The organism is Pseudoclavibacter sp. JSM 162008 (assembly GCF_041366455.1).
Lineage (GTDB): Bacteria > Actinomycetota > Actinomycetes > Actinomycetales > Microbacteriaceae > Pseudoclavibacter.
The window spans coordinates 1-17,801 of the sequence record NZ_JBEWYX010000007.1 but is presented as its reverse complement, the minus strand read 5'-3'; the positions used below and the strand labels follow the sequence as shown (position 1 = coordinate 17,801).

The window sequence follows — 17,801 nt, the reverse complement described above, 5'->3', positions numbered from 1 at the left end:
CGGCTGCGACTACGACTGCGACTGCGACTACTTGGCCGATCCCCTCGGCTTCTCCCCGACCGCCTTCGCCGCTCGGACGCCAATGCGGGCACCGTAGAGGACGAACCCGAGCAGGGCCGCGCATCCCGCCAAGACAACCCCGATCATGACCGGGTTGGGCATCGGGATCATCACCACCAGGCCGGTCACGAGCGCCAGGACGCCGGCCGTCATCGTGGCGCGCTTCGACCGCATGTGCGCCGCGAGCCAGGCGACGTCGCTCGACATCGTGCTCGGCGTGCGGATGCCTGCGATGTCGTTCCGCTTCAGCTGGCCCGAGGCGGCGGCCTGGGCCATCCACATGACGAGGAGCCCGGAGCCCGCCATGACGATTGCCAGCACTATTCGAGCGGCAAGGGGAGTATCCATCTGCACCATCGTACGGAGCAGGCCGTCGTCGCGTTCCCGCCGGCGGGCGCGTATTCCTCGTTCTATGCGGCAGGTCCTCGTGCCCTAGCGTTGTCGACGTTCCTGTTCGGCGAGATTCCCTGGAGGTCAGCCTCGATGCCTGATCAGCTTCCCCCGTGTCCCGAGTGCGCGAGCGAGCTCGCCTACGAGATGGGTGCACTGCTGGTGTGCCCGATGTGCGGCCACGAGTGGGTGTCCGGTGACGCCGACGGTGCCGAGGCACACGTCGAGGTTCGGGACTCGGTCGGGAACGTGCTGGCCGACGGCGACTCCGTCACGATCGCGAAGGACCTCAAGGTCAAGGGCGCAGGCGGCGGAACGGTCAAGGTGGGCACGAAGGTCAACGGCATCCGCCTGATCACGGACGGCGTCGGCGACCACGACATCGACGCGAAGGTGCCAGGCTTCGGGCAGATGCAGCTGAAGTCGAGCGTGGTCAAGAAGGTGGGCTGACGACGAAGCCGGCCGACAGCGGGATTCTCGCTGCCGGCCAGCTTCGTTGATGAGCCTGGGCTCGCTACACCAGCTCGGGCCGGCGGATGCTCTCCGCTCCCCCGTCGATGAAGATGACCTGCCCGGTGACGTAGCCGTTGTCCTGGCTCGTGAGCCACGCGAGCAGGTCCGAGACCTGGATGGGGTCGGCGGCCGGGCCGCCGTATGGTGCCGGGGCACCCGCATCCATCGCCGCGAGGCCTTCCTCGGTCTCGAGTGCAGCCGCGGTCATGGGGGTGAGGATGACGCCGGGCGCGACGGCGTTGAGCGCGATGCCGGCCTTCGCCCACTCGGCGGTGGGGGCGTTCTTCCGAACCCAGCGGGCGATCGACAGCTTCGAGGTTGTGTAGAGCACCGAAGAGCCCGTCGCGTTGGCGGTGGCACCGAGCGAGTCGGCGTAGGCAAGCGCGCCAGCTTCGTCGCCCGACTCGATGAGGTCGAGCAGCTGCTGGTCGACCTCCTCGAGCGCGGCGAGGGATGCGACGACGGCTGCGCGGGGCGCGTCCGACTTCGCGAGCAGCGGGCGGAGGCCCTCGAGCGTGGCGACGGCGCCGAAATGATTCACAGCGACGGTGACCGGGGCCGGGATGACGAGGCCCGCGATGGCGAGCACGCCGTCGACCACGCCGCCGCTGAGCTCCTCGGCGCGGGTGATGAGCTCGGCCCGGCCCTCGGCGGTCGTGAGGTCGGCGTTGATGTCGGCGTTCTTGAGGTCGACGCCGATGACGGTGTGCCCGTCGGCGCGGAGCTTCTCGGCGGTGGCCTTCCCGATGCCGGAGGCCGAGCCGGTGACTACGTAGGTGCGGGTCATGAGGGGGTGTCCTTATCGTCGTTGATGAGCCAGGCGGGGAGGAGCGCGAGCAGCTGCTGCTGGACGCGTTCGGTGGGTTCTGGTGTGTCGCTGAGCAGCCAGGCCGTGATGACGGCGAGGCTGCCGCCCGCGACGTACTCGGCGGCGACCTTCGGGTCGAGGCCTGCGGGCACCGTGAGCCGCATGGTGCCGAGGGCCTGCTCGGCGAAGGCCGCGCGGACGGCCCGGGCCGCTTCCGTGGTCGTCCGGCTGCCGAGCACGCCGGCGTAGAGCGTGCGGCGCTTCGCGAACTCGGCGACGAGCTGCGAGGTCGTCGCCCGGGCCGTCTCGATGGGGGTCGCGGACGCGCGCAAACTCAGGTCGAGTTCCTCGATCTGCGTGAAGACCTCGGTGAGGATGCGGACGGCGAGCGCGTCGAGGTCGCGGAACTGCGCGTAGAAGGTCGAGCGGCTGACGCCGGCTTCGGCAACGATCGCTGGCACCGTGACCTCTTTGCCACGAGCTGACAGCTCCTCGACGGCGGCGACGATCGCGGCCTGCGTCCGGGCGGGGCGAGGGTCAGGCGAGCGAGGCGTGGCGGTCGTTGGCACACGACGAGCCTAACAAGTTTCGGACGGTTGTCCAGAAAGTGCGGACGACGTGTGGTGCAGGTTCGAGTTGTCCTCAGTCGTTCCACTCGCCCGTGTCGAGGAACGCATGCATCCGGTCGAGGTGGGGTTCGAGGTCCCAACCCTGCGCCGCAACCCAGGCGTCGTTGTAGTAGGTGTTCGCGTAGCGGGCTCCCCCGTCGCAGATGAGGGTGACGACGCTGCCCTTCTCACCGGCGGCGAGCATCCGCGCGATGATCTGGAAGGCGCCCACGAGGTTCGTTCCGGTGGATCCGCCCGCCCAATGCTGGGTGCGCTCACGGAGGACGCGGATCGCGGCGACGGAGGCGGCGTCCGGCACCTGGATCATGTCGTCGATGACGGTCTCGATGAACGACGGTTCGACGCGTGGGCGGCCGATGCCCTCGATCTTCGAGCCCCGACCGGTCGCGTGGCTGCGGTTTCCGGTCTTCCAGGCCTCGTAGAACGCCGAGCCTTCCGGGTCGACGACGGCCAGACGGGTGTCGTGCCCGCAGTACCTGGCGTAGCGGCCGAAGGTGGCGGAGGTGCCGCCGGTGCCGGCGCTGACCACGATCCAGCTGGGGATCGGGAAGCGCTCCAGCGTCATCTGCGAGTAGACGCTCTTCGCGATGTTGTTGTTGCCGCGCCAGTCGGTGGCGCGTTCGGCGTTGGTGAACTGGTCGAGGTAGTGCCCGTCGAGCTCGTCGGCGAGCCGTTCCGCCTCGGAGTACACGTGGAGGGGCTCGTCGACCATGTGGCAGCGGCCGCCGTAGAACTCGATGAGCTCGATCTTCTCGGGGCTCGTGGTGCGGGGCACGACGGTGACGAACGGCAGCCCGAGCATCCGCGCGAAGTACGACTCCGACACGGCGGTCGACCCGCTCGACGCCTCGACGAGCGTCGTGCTCGGGCCGACCTGCCCGTTCACGATGGCGTAGAGGATGAGGGAGCGCGCGAGGCGGTGCTTGAGCGACCCCGTCGGGTGCACCGACTCGTCCTTCAGATACAGGTCGATGCCCCACTCGGGCGGCAGCGGGAAGACGTGGAGGTGCGTGTCGGCGCTGCGGTTGGCGTCGGCCTCGAGCACGCGGATCGCCTCGCGCATCCACTGGCGTCGGTCTGGGGTCTCGGTTGCGTGTGCCACCGATCCAGTATGCGACGCGAGCGGCCGGATGCTTCGCCGCGGCCGGTGAGGTCGGCGCGCCGGTCAGTCTCGGCGTTCGACGACCATCCCGGTCGGGACCTCGGGCACGTCGCCGGGCCACGGCCCGAGTCGCACCGCGTTCTCGGGCACGCCCTTCTCGGTGGCGTAGTCGGCGACGGGAACGGACACGCTGGTGAAGCCGTTGTCGGCAACCCCGGGAGTCGAGGAGGTGCTCGGCACCCACCCGGTCTCGATGCCGACGGCGGTCATGTCGATGCCGTCGTCCACGGGTCCTGTGTAGCGGATCTCGACTGCGATGTTCGGCATGTAGCCGTCGCGCACCGACCACGCCGATTCGGTGAGAAAGACGAGGAGCGCGCCAGGGTTGGCGAGCTGGTACCCCTCCTCCAGGGTCACATTCACACCGAACCCGGTGTTGCCCTTGACGTTGGGGGCCGACCCGCCGACGTCGGAGAAGGTGAGCCCCTCGATGGAGTCGAGGGTGTCCTCGAGCTCGACGAGCGTCTGCCCGCCGGTCTCGGCGTCGCGAGGGATCTCCGGGTAGGCGGGCCCGCATCCGCTGAGCACGGTGGAGGCGAGCAGCGCGGTCGCGAGTGCCGTCAGGAGTCGGGGATGCGCGGAGAACATACCGACAGGCTACGGGCTGGCCGCGAGACCGATCGGCTCGAGACGCATCAGCTCGCGCAACCCGGGCGAGGAGTCGGCTCGCATGTCCGGCAGCAGGCTGGCGCGCGCCGTGCGCGTGCGTTCAGGGTCGCCGCTACGTCAGGTGCTCCGCTTCAGGACGGCTGAGTCGGAGAGCGCGATGAGGTCGGCGGCGTGCAGCCGCGGCCAGCCGTACACGGGGTCGACGAGGGCGGGCGGCAGCGCGTTCGCGCCGTAGACGGCGCCGGCGAGTGAGCCTGCAATGGCGGCGACGGTGTCAGTGTCGTTGCCTCCGCGGACGGCCCGCTCGAGTGCATCCACTGCGGAGGTCGCACCGGCGATCGCCGAGAGTGCGCCTTGGAAGGCGCGAACGACCCAGCCGTTCTGTTCGGAGAAGTCGCGCGGGTGCGCACCGGGCGCGAGCGCTTCCTCGGTGAAGCCGCGCCACCGGTCGCGGCGTTCGTTGGGGATGGCGTCGAGCTGGCCGAGGACGTCGAGTTCGCCGGTGAGGATGGCGTGGCGGATGCTGAGGCACCAGAGCACGCAGGCGTCGGCGTTGTCGTCTTCCCAGTGGGTGAGCTGTGCGATGCGGGTGGCGGCGTCGGCGAGGTCGCGCTCTTGGCCGTCGGCGAGGTAGCCGAGGGCGACGGGGCCGGTGCGCATGAGGGCGCCGTTGCCGCCGCTTCGGCCGGCGCGCAGGTGGACGTCGCGCGCCGTGCCGCGGGCTCTGTCCTCGGTGACGTCGCCTTCGAGGGCGGACAGCACGGTGCGCGTCTGCGCTCCGACGTCTTTCGCATCCCGAGCCCACTCGCGCCAGGCGACGACGATCTGCGCAAGCACGCGGGCGTCGTTCAGCGACTCCCCCACGGCCAGGGCCTGGAGGATCGGTATCGCCATGGAGGTGTCATCGGTCCACTCGCCGACCGCGTGGCCGAACACGCCGACGCCGTAGGACACGGGCGTCGCATCCGAGAGCGGCGGCCCGAACTCGTACTGCGAGCCGAGGGCGTCGCCGACGGCAGATGCGAGGACGGAGCCGCGTGCGCGGTCGAGCTGGGGTGGCGTGAGGGTCATGCCTCTAGTGTGCGACGTGCCACCGACAAGCACGCTGCGCGGGTTGAAGCAGAGGTCGAGTCCGAGACAATCCTGCGTACTGGCGTAGCAAAGAGGCCGAAAAAGTCGACCAGTACGCGAATGCACCCAAGCGGCGTCACGCTGGCTTGCAAAAGACGCTACGTTCACCTCGTCGATTCAACGTCGAATCGTGCGGAGGTCCGGGGGGACAGATGGAATTCTGGGGAAGCATCGCCGAGTGGGTAGCAGCGTTCGCTGCAGTCTCTGCTCTCGCCGCTGCAGTTTGGGCTGGCAGGACTTCCGCGGCATTGTTCACGATCGAACGAGCTCGCGATCACGCCAACGCGAATCGCATCAGACAACAGCAAGCGACGCTGATTTCTGCGTGGACGGTTTCCTGCCCCGATCACGAGCTCGAGCTGTCTGGTGGTGCGCCCATCGAAGAGCGCGACGGCGTGAGGATCCAGAACTCTTCGAACGCTCCTGTCCATGATGTTGTCGTTCGAAGCAGCTCACTTGCAGGCACCAACAAAGACGCGACGTTGAGCATCGTTCCGCCGGGGGATCTCGTCATGCTCCGCAACAAGAAATTCCCCTGGTCCCTCGCGAAGCCGAGAAGCTACATCAAGGGCGCCATTCACCCGATCACGAAGCGCCCCGAATGGCGCGTGCACTCCATAGCGTTCACCGATCCCAGCGGCGTGCGCTGGGAGCGAAGTGGCAGTGTGCTCCGCGAGCTCGATGGAAGCATGGATGCAACACCCGCGATGGCGGGAGGGGCCCATGTCTGAGCCTTCCTCGACCGACGAAACGTTCTATGTCTATGGCCTCATCGATCCGAAGGTCGCTCGCTATGGCCAAGACGACGTGTACGCAGTGTTCTATGTGGGTAAGGGAAAAGGACGACGTTGGAAGCAGCATTCCAGGGACGTCCAGGATGCGCTCATCGTCTCCGAGCGACTCGGTTCGAAGCAGGCGACGATTCGTCGCATCTTGGAACGAGGTGAATCGATTCCTGCGCTCATCTTCGCGGAGGGTATCGAGACGGAGAAAGACGCCTATAACGCGGAGCAACTCGCGATGACGCTCGTTGAGGCCTTGCTTCGCACACAGGGCCGCTCACTGTCGAACGCGACGCCCGGGCATGGACAGCAGGTGACCCGCATCCCTGGCACGCTGATCCAGGAAGTCGAGCAGGGCGAGGACGGCAGAGGCCAAGAACCGATAAGTGCCTCGTTCCCTCGCATACCTGTCGAGATAAGCCCGCGGCGACGCAATGTCAGCGTCCAGCCGTTCAGCCATCCGGTGCTTCTCGTGAAGGGGACGCGCGAGCCGCTCGCTCTGTTCGAGAATCGGCTGGCCGACACGACTCTGCTCTCGGCAGACTTCGATGCTCTCGCCGACCGGATCAAGGTGCTCGAGTCAGTCGATGTCGAACGCGAGCGGCGCGGCTGGGACCCGGACGATCCCTGGGAAGGCGCAGAGGCGAGCGTCAGAGCTCGCCGCTACTGGCCCATCGCGGGTTGGAGGGTCGCCTCGTGGATGCAAGGGGCCGGAGACCGTCCGCGGGAACTGCTCCTGGGTATCCCGACGCCAAGCGGTCAGACTGTCGTTCGATATGCCTGGCGCATCGACTACGACGGGGAGTGGGAGTTCTACCCGGAAGGGAAACGTTGGGGCATCCCTCTCGGAGAGCAGGTGCTCAAGCACGAGCTGCTGAACACGGTGCTGGTGGAGAACCGAGACGACGACTCTGACGTTGAGACGCAGGTGCTCCTCAATCACGCGGCGGGGTGGCGCCACCTCCAGTGAACGCTCGGGCCTGACGGTCAGGCCGGATCACTTGCCCGGGCGGCGGCTCGCTGCGGGTGAGGTACATCGTCCGGGACCGAGTGCCCGTTCTGTGCGGCCAGAGCCGCCGGAGCTCACAGCGCCTCGGCGGCTCCTCCGGTCAGACAGTGCGCGGGGAAGCGAAATGCTTCGGTTACGCGCGAGGGGCAGTCTGAGGCGCGGAAGCCGGTGTTGCGTCTACGCCAGCGCGGGCAGGCAGCAGCGTCCCGACGGCGAAGAACCCGGCAAGCACAACACCCCAGATGATCGCGGCCAGTACTCCGCCGACGAGGAACGGGAAGTTCCAGATCGCGATGATCAGCACGAGGACAAGCCCGATGCCGCCGGCCAGCGACGCGACCGTGACCCACGACGAGGCCACCCCTTCGGCCGCATCCCGCTTCAATCGCGCGCGGAAGGCGACGACGGCGAAGCTCGCGAGGGTCATCATGACGATGACGCCCACGGCGCCGGCTCCGGAGTACCAGGTGTAGATCTGCAGCACGGGGTCGAGCTGCGCGAGCGCGGAGACGACGACCACGACTGCGGTGATGATGGTGACCCACAGGGATGCGCGTGACGGTGCCGAGTGCTTCGGGTGCACGGCGGCGAGGGTGCGGGGCAGCACGTCGCGCTCCCCCAGCGTGAATAGGTAGCGGGTGACGATGTTGTGGAACGCGAGCATGCACGCGAACATGCTCGTCACGACGAGGACCTGCACGATGTCGGCCATGATCGGTGCGACCACCTCGCCGGCGAGTCCGACGACAACGCCGGCCGGGTCCTCGTTGGAGAGGGCGACCGCGTCGTCGGCACCGAGGCCAGCGATGACGAGCCAGGACGACACGAAGTAGAGGGCGCCGACCGCGATGACGGCGATGTACGTGGCGCGGGGAACGGTGCGCTCCGGGTCGCGGGCCTCGTTGCGGAACACTGCGGTTGCTTCGAAGCCGAAGAAACCGAGGAACGCGAACAGCAGGCCGAGGCCGGGCGTTCCGGAGACCGCCTCGCTGACGCTGAACGGCAGCGTCGTGAGCTCGCGCCCGGACGCGAGGACGCCCACGTCGATGACGATGACCGCGACGACCTCGAGCACGAGCACGACGCCGAGCACCTTCGCGGAGAGGTCGATGTTGCGGTAGCCCAGGAACCCGACGATCGCGATCATGAGGGCGGAGATGAGCCACCAGGGCACCTGCATCCCGGTCCACAGCTCGACGAGGTTGCCGGCCTGCACGCCGAGGTAGCAGGTCATCGAGACAGTGAGCAGCACGTACGAGAGGAGGGCGATGGATGCGGTACCCAACCCCAGGCGACGGCCGAGACCGCGGTCAACGTACGAGTAGAAGGCGCCCGCGTCGGGCACGTGCGGAGTCATCCACGCGTAGCCGACGGAGAAGAGCAGCAGGATCGCGGTGGCGACGAGCACCATGAGCGGCGCCCCGACGGAGCCGGACACGCCGAAGATGATCGGGAAGTTCGCGGCGACCACGGTGATGGGCGCGGCGGCCGCGATCACCATGAACACGATTCCGGGCACGCCGAGCTTGCGGGTAAGTGTCTGCGTCAAAGGTGGGGTCCTCTTCTCGGGCGAGCCGAAGATAGGGGGTGGGCTCGCGCGGGTACCTGAGAACTGTAGTGCGGCAACGGGCTGGCCAGCACGCATCCTGGGCGGTCCCTAGTACAGCAGATTCAGCGTTTTCCGCTTCATCGCACTGGGAGACAGGGAGTATACAAACGGCCCGCGAGCGTCGGCGAGCCCATGGATGCGCCGCTCGTGCAGCAAGAAGAGTTCCGCCATCTGCTCCCCGGTTCGGCTGCCGCTCGCCAACGAGACGACGCGTGCGTCGTGAGTGTAGATGGCGTGCGCTTCAAGCGGTCTCGTGGCTACCCGGTGATCCTTCGTGAGGAGAATGAACCCTGCCGCGGTGCCGGCCGCGATCCACGTCTCGTCCTGCATTCGTTGGGCCTCAGCGTCACCAAATGCGGCGGCGAGCGTCGTCACCCACCAACCGGCACCCTCGAGCCTCGATCGCACCGTTCGCTGCCCGAGAGAGCGATCCAGGAGAAACCGAGGCCCCGACATGTCAGGCTGCTGCTCGCGTGATTAACGAGCGGATTTCAGGAGCTGTCAGCCCGTAGTCCTCGGCAACATCGCGTTTGGACTCACCAGCCTTTACGCGGCCAACGACGTCGTGAATGCTGACCCCGATTCTGGCGATCGTGGGCTGCCCCCCGTTCAGACGTGGGTCGACCATCACGTCGATGGGCTCGAAGAACGGGAGGCGAATACGCTGCGCGAAGCCATCACCGTAGTCGATGCTCTCCAGGAACTCCGCGACAACTTCATTGAAGACACCCTGCCCATTCCGAACAACGATGAGCTGGTCTTCTCCCTTTTCGTAGAGAATCTCGGCCCCGTCAGTCCTGAGCTTGTCGCTGAGCAGCGCCTGCCGTAAGCCCATCTCCTTGCGGAGCACCTCCACTGCGGGACGGATGCGCGTCATATGAAGTCCTGCTTTGCGAAACGACTCGACGATGAACGCCTCGGCAAGGGCATCGAAGGGAACGGTGAGGCCTCGCCCCTCGGTCACTCCCGTGAGGAGTGGAGGCGTCCAACCTGCTTGACCGTCGCGCTGTGCGAACTGTTGCCCGTTGGCCCAGCGAGCGAACGACGAGGACGGCGCCTGAACGATCTGTGCCGCTTCGCTCTTGCCATAGAGCGGCAGGGTGTAGGCGGGATCGGCAAGACGCGTTTGCATGCAAACAGAGTACTCGACAGCCTGAGAAGGCGATCGGAAGCGAGCCTCGGAGCTACAGATCCCTGATGCCGGTGAGGCTTTCGTTCCGACAACCCGAACCTCGTCGCTCCGGATAACCCTCCCGCGGTCGCCTCGGCCCTGCATAGCGCGAGGTCTTGCTCTAGCTGAAAACGAGCGGAACACCACACGAGCAAGCACTCTTGCGCGTGGCCAAGTCACGCAACTCGCTGACTAGCGCTGTCGCCAGCGCGTCACCGCTCGTGTTGTGAGCTTCCAGTCGCCTCTTGAATGCGCCAGCCTTCGACGAGTTGAGTTCGCAACCCTTGCGTCCCATGTGAGCCACGATGGCAGGCAGATCACCCTTGCCGTTACCCGCGAACCAGATCCCATTCTCCCCATCAGGAAGCGTTATCTCCGTCGCTTGTCCAGGGCCAGTGACGCGAACCGCTTGGAACAGATCGCGATACTGAGGCGCCACGCGCGAAGAATCACCGCGCGCCACGGGTTTTTCTGATAAGTGGTGCGCAAACTCAAGAACCCGGGACTGCACTGTCGCATCCTTCTGATGGTTTTGAGTCCGCTGGGCCTTCTCGTCGAAAACCTGCTGAGCGGTACTCGTCTCAGCCGGCAAGGCTTCATTGATGCTCTCGAGTTCCTCGCGAATAATAGCTTCAACCTTTTCGGGAATCTCGAATTCTTTGGAGAATGCATCGAAGCGATAGCTCGAACGTGCGTGGAGTGCAGTGAGGAAACGTCTAGCCTGCTCGTCTTCAGCGCTCTTGGAAAGCGCCTCAAGCACCACTGGGTCAGTGAGCGCGGCATGAATTTCGAACGCCTCTTGGAGTTCTTCGTACTCCTGCCGCTTCTGCAACTTCTCGCGCTCCCCCTGCCTCATCAACCATATGGCGAAGGGGATGACGATAGCCGTAACGAGACCGAGAACGAAAGAGCCAATATCGAGGGAGATGTCCACGATTCGAGTGTAGTGGAATTGCATCCAACTCGGCGACAGTTACCTCAATACCCGGGGGATGGGCGGATCCTCCAAGGATTACACCGACAATCCGAGGACATCCAATCTCAGCGGACGATACGCCGGGGAAACAATGTCCAGCTTTCGCTTCAGATAATCCACGAAGCACTCAAATCGAGCACCATCTTGCTGAACCGGGGCAGTGAGCTCCAGAATGACGCTCCTGACGGACGCGGCCTGTCAGCAAGCACAACCCGCTCCGCTGCGAGTTCTTATTCCGACGTGGGCTCCGTGCGCACCGGTGGCCGCAAATCAATCGTCGGCATGTCTCCCGCGTCCGCCCCGCGCTTCGCGAGCAGCTCGATCATGTCCTCTTGCCGCGGCTGGCCGAGGGTGAGCCGGTACATCGTCAGCGCTTTCCGCAACCGCTCGTACTTCACCGCGTCGCGGCTAAGCCGGTACTGAGCGATCACACGGTGGATGCGTGCGTCTCCCGGGTACATCCACCACGGCGAGAACTCCCCCAAACCGTTATCGACCCCCTCGGCCGCGTCGAACGCGGCCCGCCAGGCGCGCGCATCCGTCGATGCGAGGGCGTCAGCCCAGTGCGCGGCCGCGACGTTCTTGCGCACGGCGTGGCCAGCGAATCGGTTCACGCGTCCTTCACGCTGCTCGAAGTCGACGGGGTTCGACGGCAGGTTCCAGTGCACAACCGAGTGGCTCCACCAATGGAAGTCGATGCCCTCCTGTCCGACACTCGTTGAGGCGAGGATAAACGGCGCGAAGGGGCTGTTGAAGGCTCCTCGCACTTCGCCCTGGCGGGCACCGGTCTTCGCATCCGCGTCCGTGTTCTGCTTGCCGCCGTAGCGCAGTGCGAAGCGCGCCGTCAACGGGATGTCACCTCGATCGAGGGTGGTGTCGTGGGCCACGTACCGGGCGGGGCGCAGCGTCATGGCCTCGACCGCGCGCCTGGCCAGAGCGAGCAACTCATCGTCCCCAACCTCTGCTCCACCGTTCTCGCTGTGAAGCTGGAAGAGGTACTCGTCGAGCACGGCGCGCAGGTTGCCGTCGGCGCAGTAGTCGAGCACGCGGCGCCACCGTGTTTCGTCTGGGTCGCGGGAGCCCTCCCCGTTCCTGCCGTACAGGGTCTCGAGCAACGCGATGCTCTCTGGTCGATTGAAGAGTGAGCGGATTCCCTCCGCGAGCGCGAATGCCGCCCGCCACGCGCCGCCCTCGGTGACGAGGGGCCCGGCGACCGACCGGATCGCTCCGAGGGCAGCGTTGCCGGGTGCGAAGGCGGCAAGGCGGGCGAGGTCAGTTCCGCCAGCGCTCTGGTCCGCCTCGGCCCCGTAGGCGCGACTAATCACCTCGTCGCTCGTCTCGTGCCCGTAGGTCGCAGGGCCAGCCGTTCGCGCAAGGTCAAAGGCTTCCGCGACGTGCAGTGTGAGCCCCTTGGAGCCACGTTCAGCCCCGCGGAGTTCTCCGTGGCCCTCGCCTTCGTCACCTGGGTCGTGCAGCTCGCGGATGAGGTCGGACGCCGACGCTGAGGCGAGCTCTTTGGGCACGGCTCCGGGGTAGGCGAAGTAGGCGTTCGCCCCGGTCGCGGAGCTCCTCCCGGACAGTCTGCGTTCGACTCGTTCGAGCAGCTCGTCTGGGCCGAGCAGCGTCCCGGCGTAGCCAGCAACCTCGGATCCCGCGGAGCGTGCGCCGGCGAGCGGGTCGCCGATGCTGGCGAGGGCGGGATGGGGCCAGAACAGCGCGAGTGTGGACATCGCTGCGGGGCGCTCGCCTTCGCTGAGGTTGTAGGCGAGCCGTCGCGCGGCGACGGCTTTGCGCCCGTCGGTGGAGTTCTCGCGGAACAGCGTGCGTTCGCCGGCCATGCGTCGCTCGGCTTCGTAGCTGAGGAGTCCGGCGACAGCGCCCGGCACGGCGGACCAGGCCGAGAAGATGACCTGCTTCGTCACCGAGCCGTCGGCGAAGGGCTCGTAGACCACGCCGGGGGTCACGTAGGGCATGGTCGGGGGCACCCACAGCAGCTGCCACCAGCCTTGACCGACGGTGTCGTCGGCGAGGGCCCGCAGATGGCTGTTGCCGAGGTCGACCGGGTCGAAGCGACGCAACGCGTCCGGGTCAAGAGAGCGGGTCGCGCCGAGGGCAGCTGCGATGGCGGTGGGGTCGATGCTCGTCGAGCTGCGAGTGGATGCGCCGCTCCTGAACACGGCACCCCTGCTCAGCCTCCACTGCTGGTTCGCCTGTGTGTCCTGGGAATCCTGGGCGTCGGCCCAAGCCGACGTGTTGGTATGAGCGGCTGCCAGAGCCGCATCCCGCGCGGCGGTGAGCCGGGCGGCTGGCTTGTAGCCGTCCATGAAGTTCGAGAAGTACGGGATCGACTTCCAGTACTCGAGATCGATGGGCGCCTGGAGCGCGCCGCCGAGCCTTTGCAGGGTCACCCAATCGAGAACGTCGGCGGCGGTCGGGTCCTGCGAGCCGAGGTGCCTGACCTGCACGAGGTCCTCGCGCTCGCCGAGTGCGGGCCGTTCCGAGCGGGTCATCACGGGGCGCAGCGCGAGGCTGACGTCGGTGGCAGCGGCGGCGGCGTCTGCCCCGCTCGTGAGCGCGTGACGGTACGCGGCAAGGGCGCCCGCGACTGGCGCATCCGCACCCGCCTGCCCTCCCATGAGGAAACGGATCGTCGCGAGGAAGTCGGCACTGTGGTCCTCGTCGTCCTCGGCGTTGGTGAAGGGCTTGTACGGGGTGGCCGAGAGCAGCAGCACCTTCGCGGCGGGGTGCTGGAAGAGGGCGTCGGCGAGTTCGCCCGCTTCGCCGCTCTCCGGGTCCAGTAGATGCTTGAAGCGCTGGAACTCGTCGAGGATGATGAGGTCGGGTTGCAGGGTGTCGACGCCGGCCTTGCCGAGCGCGTGGCGCAGCTTAGCGATGGAGTTCTGCACGCGGTTCCAGATCTCCGAAGGGATGCGCTCAAGGCCGCTCATCTCGTCGCGGAGCTGCTCAAACCGGGCCAGCTCGCCCGAGTGCTCAATGTCGGCATGGAAGGCGTCCGCGATGACCGAATCTGGTGGACCATCCAGCTCGCGCTTGAGCCAGTCGACGCGCCGCGCGAAGGCATCCGTGCTCTTGACTGTCCCGGTGAACATCACCCGCGTCGCCCTGCGCTGCGCTGCATCCGCTCCGGTCAGGTGGTCGAGCACGACGGCGAGCATGGCGCGCTCGTCGGCGTTGCCCTGCCGCCAGCCGCCGCCGCTGAAGGAAGTTCCGGGAGTGAACGAGACGAGGTTGACCTTGGAGTTGCCGGCTTCGCCGCCGTCGAGTTTCTTGCTCTGCTTCGCGAGCAGCGTGAGCCGCGTGGTCATCTCGATCTGCGTCTCGCCGGTGACGTTGAGGCGCTTCAGGTTCTGTCTGGCGAGGTCCTGGTTGCTGCACACGTAGACGATGTCGATGCGTGGGATGCGCCTGCGTTCGAGTTCTTCGACGCTGCGTGCGACGACGCCTCGGGCGATGATGCTCTTTCCGAGGCCGGTCTCGTCTGCGACAAGGAAGCGCCCTGAGGCGGCGGCGCTGTCTGCACCGTAGAAACGGTCGATGACGTGGGCGACGGCGTCTCGCTGAAATCCCTTGAGTCCGTCCATCACGGCGTTGGCGTCGACCGCGCTCATGCTGTGGCTCCCGTGAGTTCGAGGTGCGCGGCCCACACCTGGTTCCAGAGACTGTCGAAGCCTGGAGGCATCATGGCTTGGTCTTCGCCGTGTTTGGCGAGGTAGTCGATGATGCGCTTCGCGTCGGCGAGCCCGTCGTGTCCGGCGGCGACGGCGCGGAGGAGCGCTTCGAAGAGCCCGCCCCCCTCCACCGCATCGCTTCCGACTGCGGTGCCGAAGAAGCCCGTCGCCCCTGTCCCCTCGACGGCGGGCATCGCGACGCCCGAGAGTTCGAGCAGGAGGGTGAGGAGCCGCACGAACGACGCCCGGTCGGTGAGCTGGCTGGCGACGATCGCGTCGCGCCGCTCGGCGATGTCGCCCGCGAGCTCTGCGACCACGATGGTGCTGCGTTCTCGTCCGTCGGCGTCGCGTGCGGTGAGCACCACGAAGGGGCTGATGTCGGTGAGCGCCACCTCGTCCAGGGTCTCTCCCTGCGGGTTGGCGAGGGTGGATGCGGCCCGCCGCAGGTCGGGCCGCGGCAGGAGGTGCCAGTGCAGCGTGGCTCCAGCTTTTGCGATGCGGCGTTCGAACGAAGCCCGGTCGCCGTCGCCGAGCTGGACGCGCAGCGAGTACGGTCCGTCGCCGCCGATCTCGATGTGGATGCGAAGGCCCGCGAGCCCGCGAAGGAGGTCCTCGAGACGAGCCTCGGCAGCTTCGTCCTCGGGCTCCGATGCCCCGCCGTCGCTCTGGTAGGGCTCGATGAGATTGCCGAGGGCCGCGAGGGTGGCGTCGACACCGAGTACCGAGGTCTTGCCGATGAGCTCGACCATGACTTCCACGTTCGTCTCCCAACCGGGTCTGGTGGCGTTGGCGGAGCCGAGGAAGACGCGCGAGGTGTGTTTGTGGTCGACGATGACGACCTTCGCGTGGAGCCCGACGAGGCGGTCGGCCGCGCGCACGGGTTTGGCGGGAACTACCGCGGCGGCGGGCCCTGCGGCGTTGTCGGCAGTGTCGTCGTCGCCGGTCTCGATGTCGGCCGTGTCGTTGGCGGCGCCGTCGAGCACGTGGGTCTGCAGCTTCGAGCTGCGCAGCGTCGCGGGTGCGAGCCGGTCGATGGTCTCGACGCGCGAGACGAGGTGCGTCTCACCCCAGAGCTTGTCGCGGAGTGCGGCGAGGCCGTCGTCGGTGACGAACGGCGAAACCACGAGTGCTCTGCGCCCTGACAGCTCTGGGCGGGTGGATGCGCCGACTCCGAACGCGTGGAACGCCAGGTCTCGAACGCCGGTTGGCAGTTCCCACTGGACGGTGCCCCAACGGTCGGCGAGCGCGTCGATGCGGGCGATCCGGTCGGCGGCGACGGGGTGTACGGCGAGCTTCGGAAGTGTTTTGAGCAGCGTGACGAGCGGTTTGTTCTTGCGCCGCGCATCCAGCTTTTGGCCGGCCGGGGCAGGGGTGCCGTCGAGGCGCACGAGAGTGTCCCAGCTGCGGTCGGCGGTGAGGTTGCGGCTAGCGCAGAGGAACCGGTAGCTGCGGTGCTCGCCTGCCGCGTATTCGAGGTACCAGACCTTGGGGTGGAAGATCCCGCGGCGGGCAGTGACGGGGTGGAGCATCGGCTCGAGGAAGGCGACGAGCTTGCTGGTGGTGCCCATGGAGATCTCGCCGGCTTGCGCGAACACGTCGATGCGGTCTGCGGCGCGGCGAATGGCGTTCAGGATGCCGAGCTGGTCGTCGGCGGAGCTCACCCGGTGCGAGGCGAAGCAGAGAGGAACAGTGAGTGCGGTGGCGAGGTCGAGGGTGAACGTGGTGCCGACGGCGTGCACGAGCTCGTAGCCGGGTGGTGGGGCGAGCTGCTCAGTGAGGGCGGCCCGGGTCTGGGGTTCAAGCATCGTTCGCTCCGCTCTGCGCGTTGAGGCCTGCGTGCAGGTCGACGAGCATCCGTCGCACGCTGTTCCACCGGTAGGCGAGTGCCCCCGCGCCGGACCCGCCGCTCCAGTTCACGAGGCGCTTGGGGTCGCCGATGCGGGCTTGGGCACCTTTGCTCTCACGTTCGCATTTGATGACGAGTGCCCTCGCTTCGCCGTTGTCGGCGAGCTCGTCGAGTGTCCCGTGTCGCAGCAGCGCGGTCCAGGCGGTGACGAAGCGGCGCGTGCGAGCGGGCACAATCTGACCACGCTGCAGTTCGACTCGGTGGATGAGCTCATCGACGTTCCAGGTTTTGAGGTCGACGTGTTCGGGGAGCGTCGAGGCCCAGGCGGTGAGGCGCTGCCGGTAGTCGTCGACCGGGTTGGCGACGGCGTCGTAACCGGCGGCTTCGTAGGCCTCGGCGAGCAGGAGGTTGTAGAGCAGTTGGGCGCCGTGGACGACGGCCGAGAAAGCTCGTGCGTGGTCGAGGACCGCGCGCGCGTCGCCGGTGGCCCGGAGCACGGCGGAATCCTCCCAGGGTGCTCGACTGTCTTCGCCGGGGCCGTCTTGCGTGAGGTGCGCGAGGAGTGTCCCTGGCGTGGTGGTGAGGATCCGTTCGCGAAGCCATTCGGCTTCGCCGCGGCGGAGGGCGAACCCGCCCGGCAGCTCTTTCGGGAAGCCTGACGGTGGTTTGGGGATGCTGGTGTGCCAGGCGCTGTGCTGCGTTCCTGCTTCGTCGAGGTCTCCCCCGCCGTTAGCGGCAAGGTGCTCAGCGAGCGCGTCTGCCCGGGAGGCACTGGGGTCGGTACGGATCTGGAGGCGGCCGAGGAGGCCCCAGTACATCGACGATGGAAGGGTGCGCACTGCCGCGCCGGCGGTCATGCCGATGAGACCGCTGTTGTCGTCGGTCTTCCTGATCGCGCCGATGAGCGTGCGCTCGAGGTTGTCGGCCTCGGCTGCAGGGGTGGCGTGGGTGGATGCGCGTGCGTAGGCCCAGGGCACGAGCAGCATGTAGCGGGCGCGTGTGTGGAGCACGGAGGTGCCGGGGAAGAGCATGTCGCCGAGCGGGTCGCGGATCGCGCTGAGCCCGAGCTCGTCTCGGCTTTCGCGGTCGGTGAAAAGACCGATGATGTCGCGCATGCGACGCTGCTCTTCGGAGGAAGCGTCGAGCCAGGCGATGAGGGAGGGCATGGGCACATTCTCCTGTGTCCGCACCCGACTCGTCCGTCCTTGATGCAGAGTAGATATGTCTGCCGAGTCGTGACTCATCGAAAGACGGGCCTTGACCCTCGATCGTGGACACGGTGTCGGTTCGGTTATGCCGCTTCCGCGAGGGTAGCGGATGTGGTCGCCGTGTAGGCGGTCTCGTAGCTGTTCGGGGTGATTTGGCCGATCGCGGAGTGGCGTCGGCGTGTGTTGTAGCGGTTCGCCCAGTGGAACAC

16 protein-coding genes are annotated in these 17,801 nt (G+C 67.0%); 3 read left to right on the top strand and 13 right to left on the bottom strand.

The window, feature by feature from the left end; genetic code table 11:
• Positions 1 to 27: 27 nt before the first annotated feature.
• Positions 28 to 408: an SdpI family protein gene (locus tag ABVF28_RS07510; RefSeq protein WP_371030039.1), complete on the bottom strand. Its 381-nt coding sequence runs from the start codon at positions 406 to 408 to the stop codon at positions 28 to 30.
• Positions 409 to 543: 135 nt separating this feature from the next.
• On the opposite strand from ABVF28_RS07510, the gene ABVF28_RS07505 reads away from it, so the two are divergent.
• Complete coding sequence (locus ABVF28_RS07505) at positions 544 to 900, top strand: zinc ribbon domain-containing protein YjdM (RefSeq protein ID WP_371030038.1); 357 nt, start codon at positions 544 to 546, stop codon at positions 898 to 900.
• A 64-nt stretch (positions 901 to 964) separates the two neighbouring features.
• Here ABVF28_RS07505 and ABVF28_RS07500 read toward each other — a convergent pair whose 3' ends face one another.
• The 5 genes from ABVF28_RS07500 to ABVF28_RS07480 all read right to left on the bottom strand — a co-directional run bounded on the left by ABVF28_RS07500 (position 965) and on the right by ABVF28_RS07480 (position 5,242).
• The gene (locus ABVF28_RS07500; RefSeq protein ID WP_371030037.1) at positions 965 to 1,750 is read right to left on the bottom strand and encodes an SDR family oxidoreductase; all 786 of its coding nucleotides are present in this window, start codon (positions 1,748 to 1,750) and stop codon (positions 965 to 967) included.
• Positions 1,747 to 2,340 (bottom strand): TetR/AcrR family transcriptional regulator, encoded by a 594-nt coding sequence (locus ABVF28_RS07495; RefSeq protein ID WP_371030036.1) that lies wholly within the window; start codon positions 2,338 to 2,340, stop codon positions 1,747 to 1,749. The genes ABVF28_RS07500 and ABVF28_RS07495 overlap by 4 nt, the downstream gene beginning before the upstream one ends.
• Before the next feature lie 73 nt (positions 2,341 to 2,413).
• Entirely contained in the window at positions 2,414 to 3,463 is a 1,050-nt protein-coding gene (locus tag ABVF28_RS07490) for a PLP-dependent cysteine synthase family protein (RefSeq protein WP_371030147.1), read from the bottom strand.
• 102 nt (positions 3,464 to 3,565) lie between these two features.
• Positions 3,566 to 4,150 carry a hypothetical protein gene (locus ABVF28_RS07485; RefSeq protein WP_371030035.1) on the bottom strand — a complete coding sequence of 195 codons (585 nt, stop codon included), beginning with the start codon at positions 4,148 to 4,150 and terminating at the stop codon, positions 3,566 to 3,568.
• A gap of 138 nt (positions 4,151 to 4,288) precedes the next feature.
• Entirely contained in the window at positions 4,289 to 5,242 is a 954-nt protein-coding gene (locus ABVF28_RS07480) for an ADP-ribosylglycohydrolase family protein (RefSeq protein ID WP_371030034.1), read from the bottom strand.
• A 212-nt stretch (positions 5,243 to 5,454) separates the two neighbouring features.
• Between ABVF28_RS07480 and ABVF28_RS07475 the strand changes: the two genes are divergently transcribed.
• Together ABVF28_RS07475 and ABVF28_RS07470 are read left to right on the top strand one after the other, a co-directional pair.
• Positions 5,455 to 6,033 carry a hypothetical protein gene (locus tag ABVF28_RS07475; protein ID WP_371030033.1) on the top strand — a complete coding sequence of 193 codons (579 nt, stop codon included), beginning with the start codon at positions 5,455 to 5,457 and terminating at the stop codon, positions 6,031 to 6,033.
• Positions 5,984 to 7,054, top strand: coding sequence for a GIY-YIG nuclease family protein (locus ABVF28_RS07470; protein WP_371030032.1), 1,071 nt, complete (start codon positions 5,984 to 5,986; stop codon positions 7,052 to 7,054). Before ABVF28_RS07475 ends, ABVF28_RS07470 begins: the two co-directional genes overlap by 50 nt.
• Positions 7,055 to 7,226: 172 nt before the next feature.
• On the opposite strand, the gene ABVF28_RS07465 is transcribed toward ABVF28_RS07470, so the two are convergent.
• From ABVF28_RS07465 to ABVF28_RS07435, 7 genes are all read right to left on the bottom strand, one after another.
• Entirely contained in the window at positions 7,227 to 8,642 is a 1,416-nt protein-coding gene (locus ABVF28_RS07465) for an APC family permease (protein ID WP_371030031.1), read from the bottom strand.
• Between the two features lie 108 nt (positions 8,643 to 8,750).
• Positions 8,751 to 9,158 (bottom strand): hypothetical protein, encoded by a 408-nt coding sequence (locus ABVF28_RS07460; RefSeq protein ID WP_371030030.1) that lies wholly within the window; start codon positions 9,156 to 9,158, stop codon positions 8,751 to 8,753.
• Between the two features lies 1 nt (position 9,159).
• Positions 9,160 to 9,834 carry a DUF433 domain-containing protein gene (locus ABVF28_RS07455; RefSeq protein ID WP_371030029.1) on the bottom strand — a complete coding sequence of 225 codons (675 nt, stop codon included), beginning with the start codon at positions 9,832 to 9,834 and terminating at the stop codon, positions 9,160 to 9,162.
• Positions 9,835 to 9,994: 160 nt separating this feature from the next.
• A complete protein-coding gene (locus ABVF28_RS07450; RefSeq protein WP_371030028.1) occupies positions 9,995 to 10,807 on the bottom strand; it encodes a hypothetical protein in 813 nt (270 codons plus the stop codon).
• Between the two features lie 272 nt (positions 10,808 to 11,079).
• Positions 11,080 to 14,478 (bottom strand): helicase-related protein, encoded by a 3,399-nt coding sequence (locus ABVF28_RS07445; protein WP_371030027.1) that lies wholly within the window; start codon positions 14,476 to 14,478, stop codon positions 11,080 to 11,082.
• Entirely contained in the window at positions 14,475 to 16,343 is a 1,869-nt protein-coding gene (locus ABVF28_RS07440; RefSeq protein ID WP_371030026.1) for a phospholipase D family protein, read from the bottom strand. The genes ABVF28_RS07445 and ABVF28_RS07440 overlap by 4 nt, the downstream gene beginning before the upstream one ends.
• Positions 16,336 to 17,550: a DUF6361 family protein gene (locus ABVF28_RS07435; RefSeq protein WP_371030025.1), complete on the bottom strand. Its 1,215-nt coding sequence runs from the start codon at positions 17,548 to 17,550 to the stop codon at positions 16,336 to 16,338. The genes ABVF28_RS07440 and ABVF28_RS07435 overlap by 8 nt, the downstream gene beginning before the upstream one ends.
• Positions 17,551 to 17,801 lie beyond the last annotated feature (251 nt).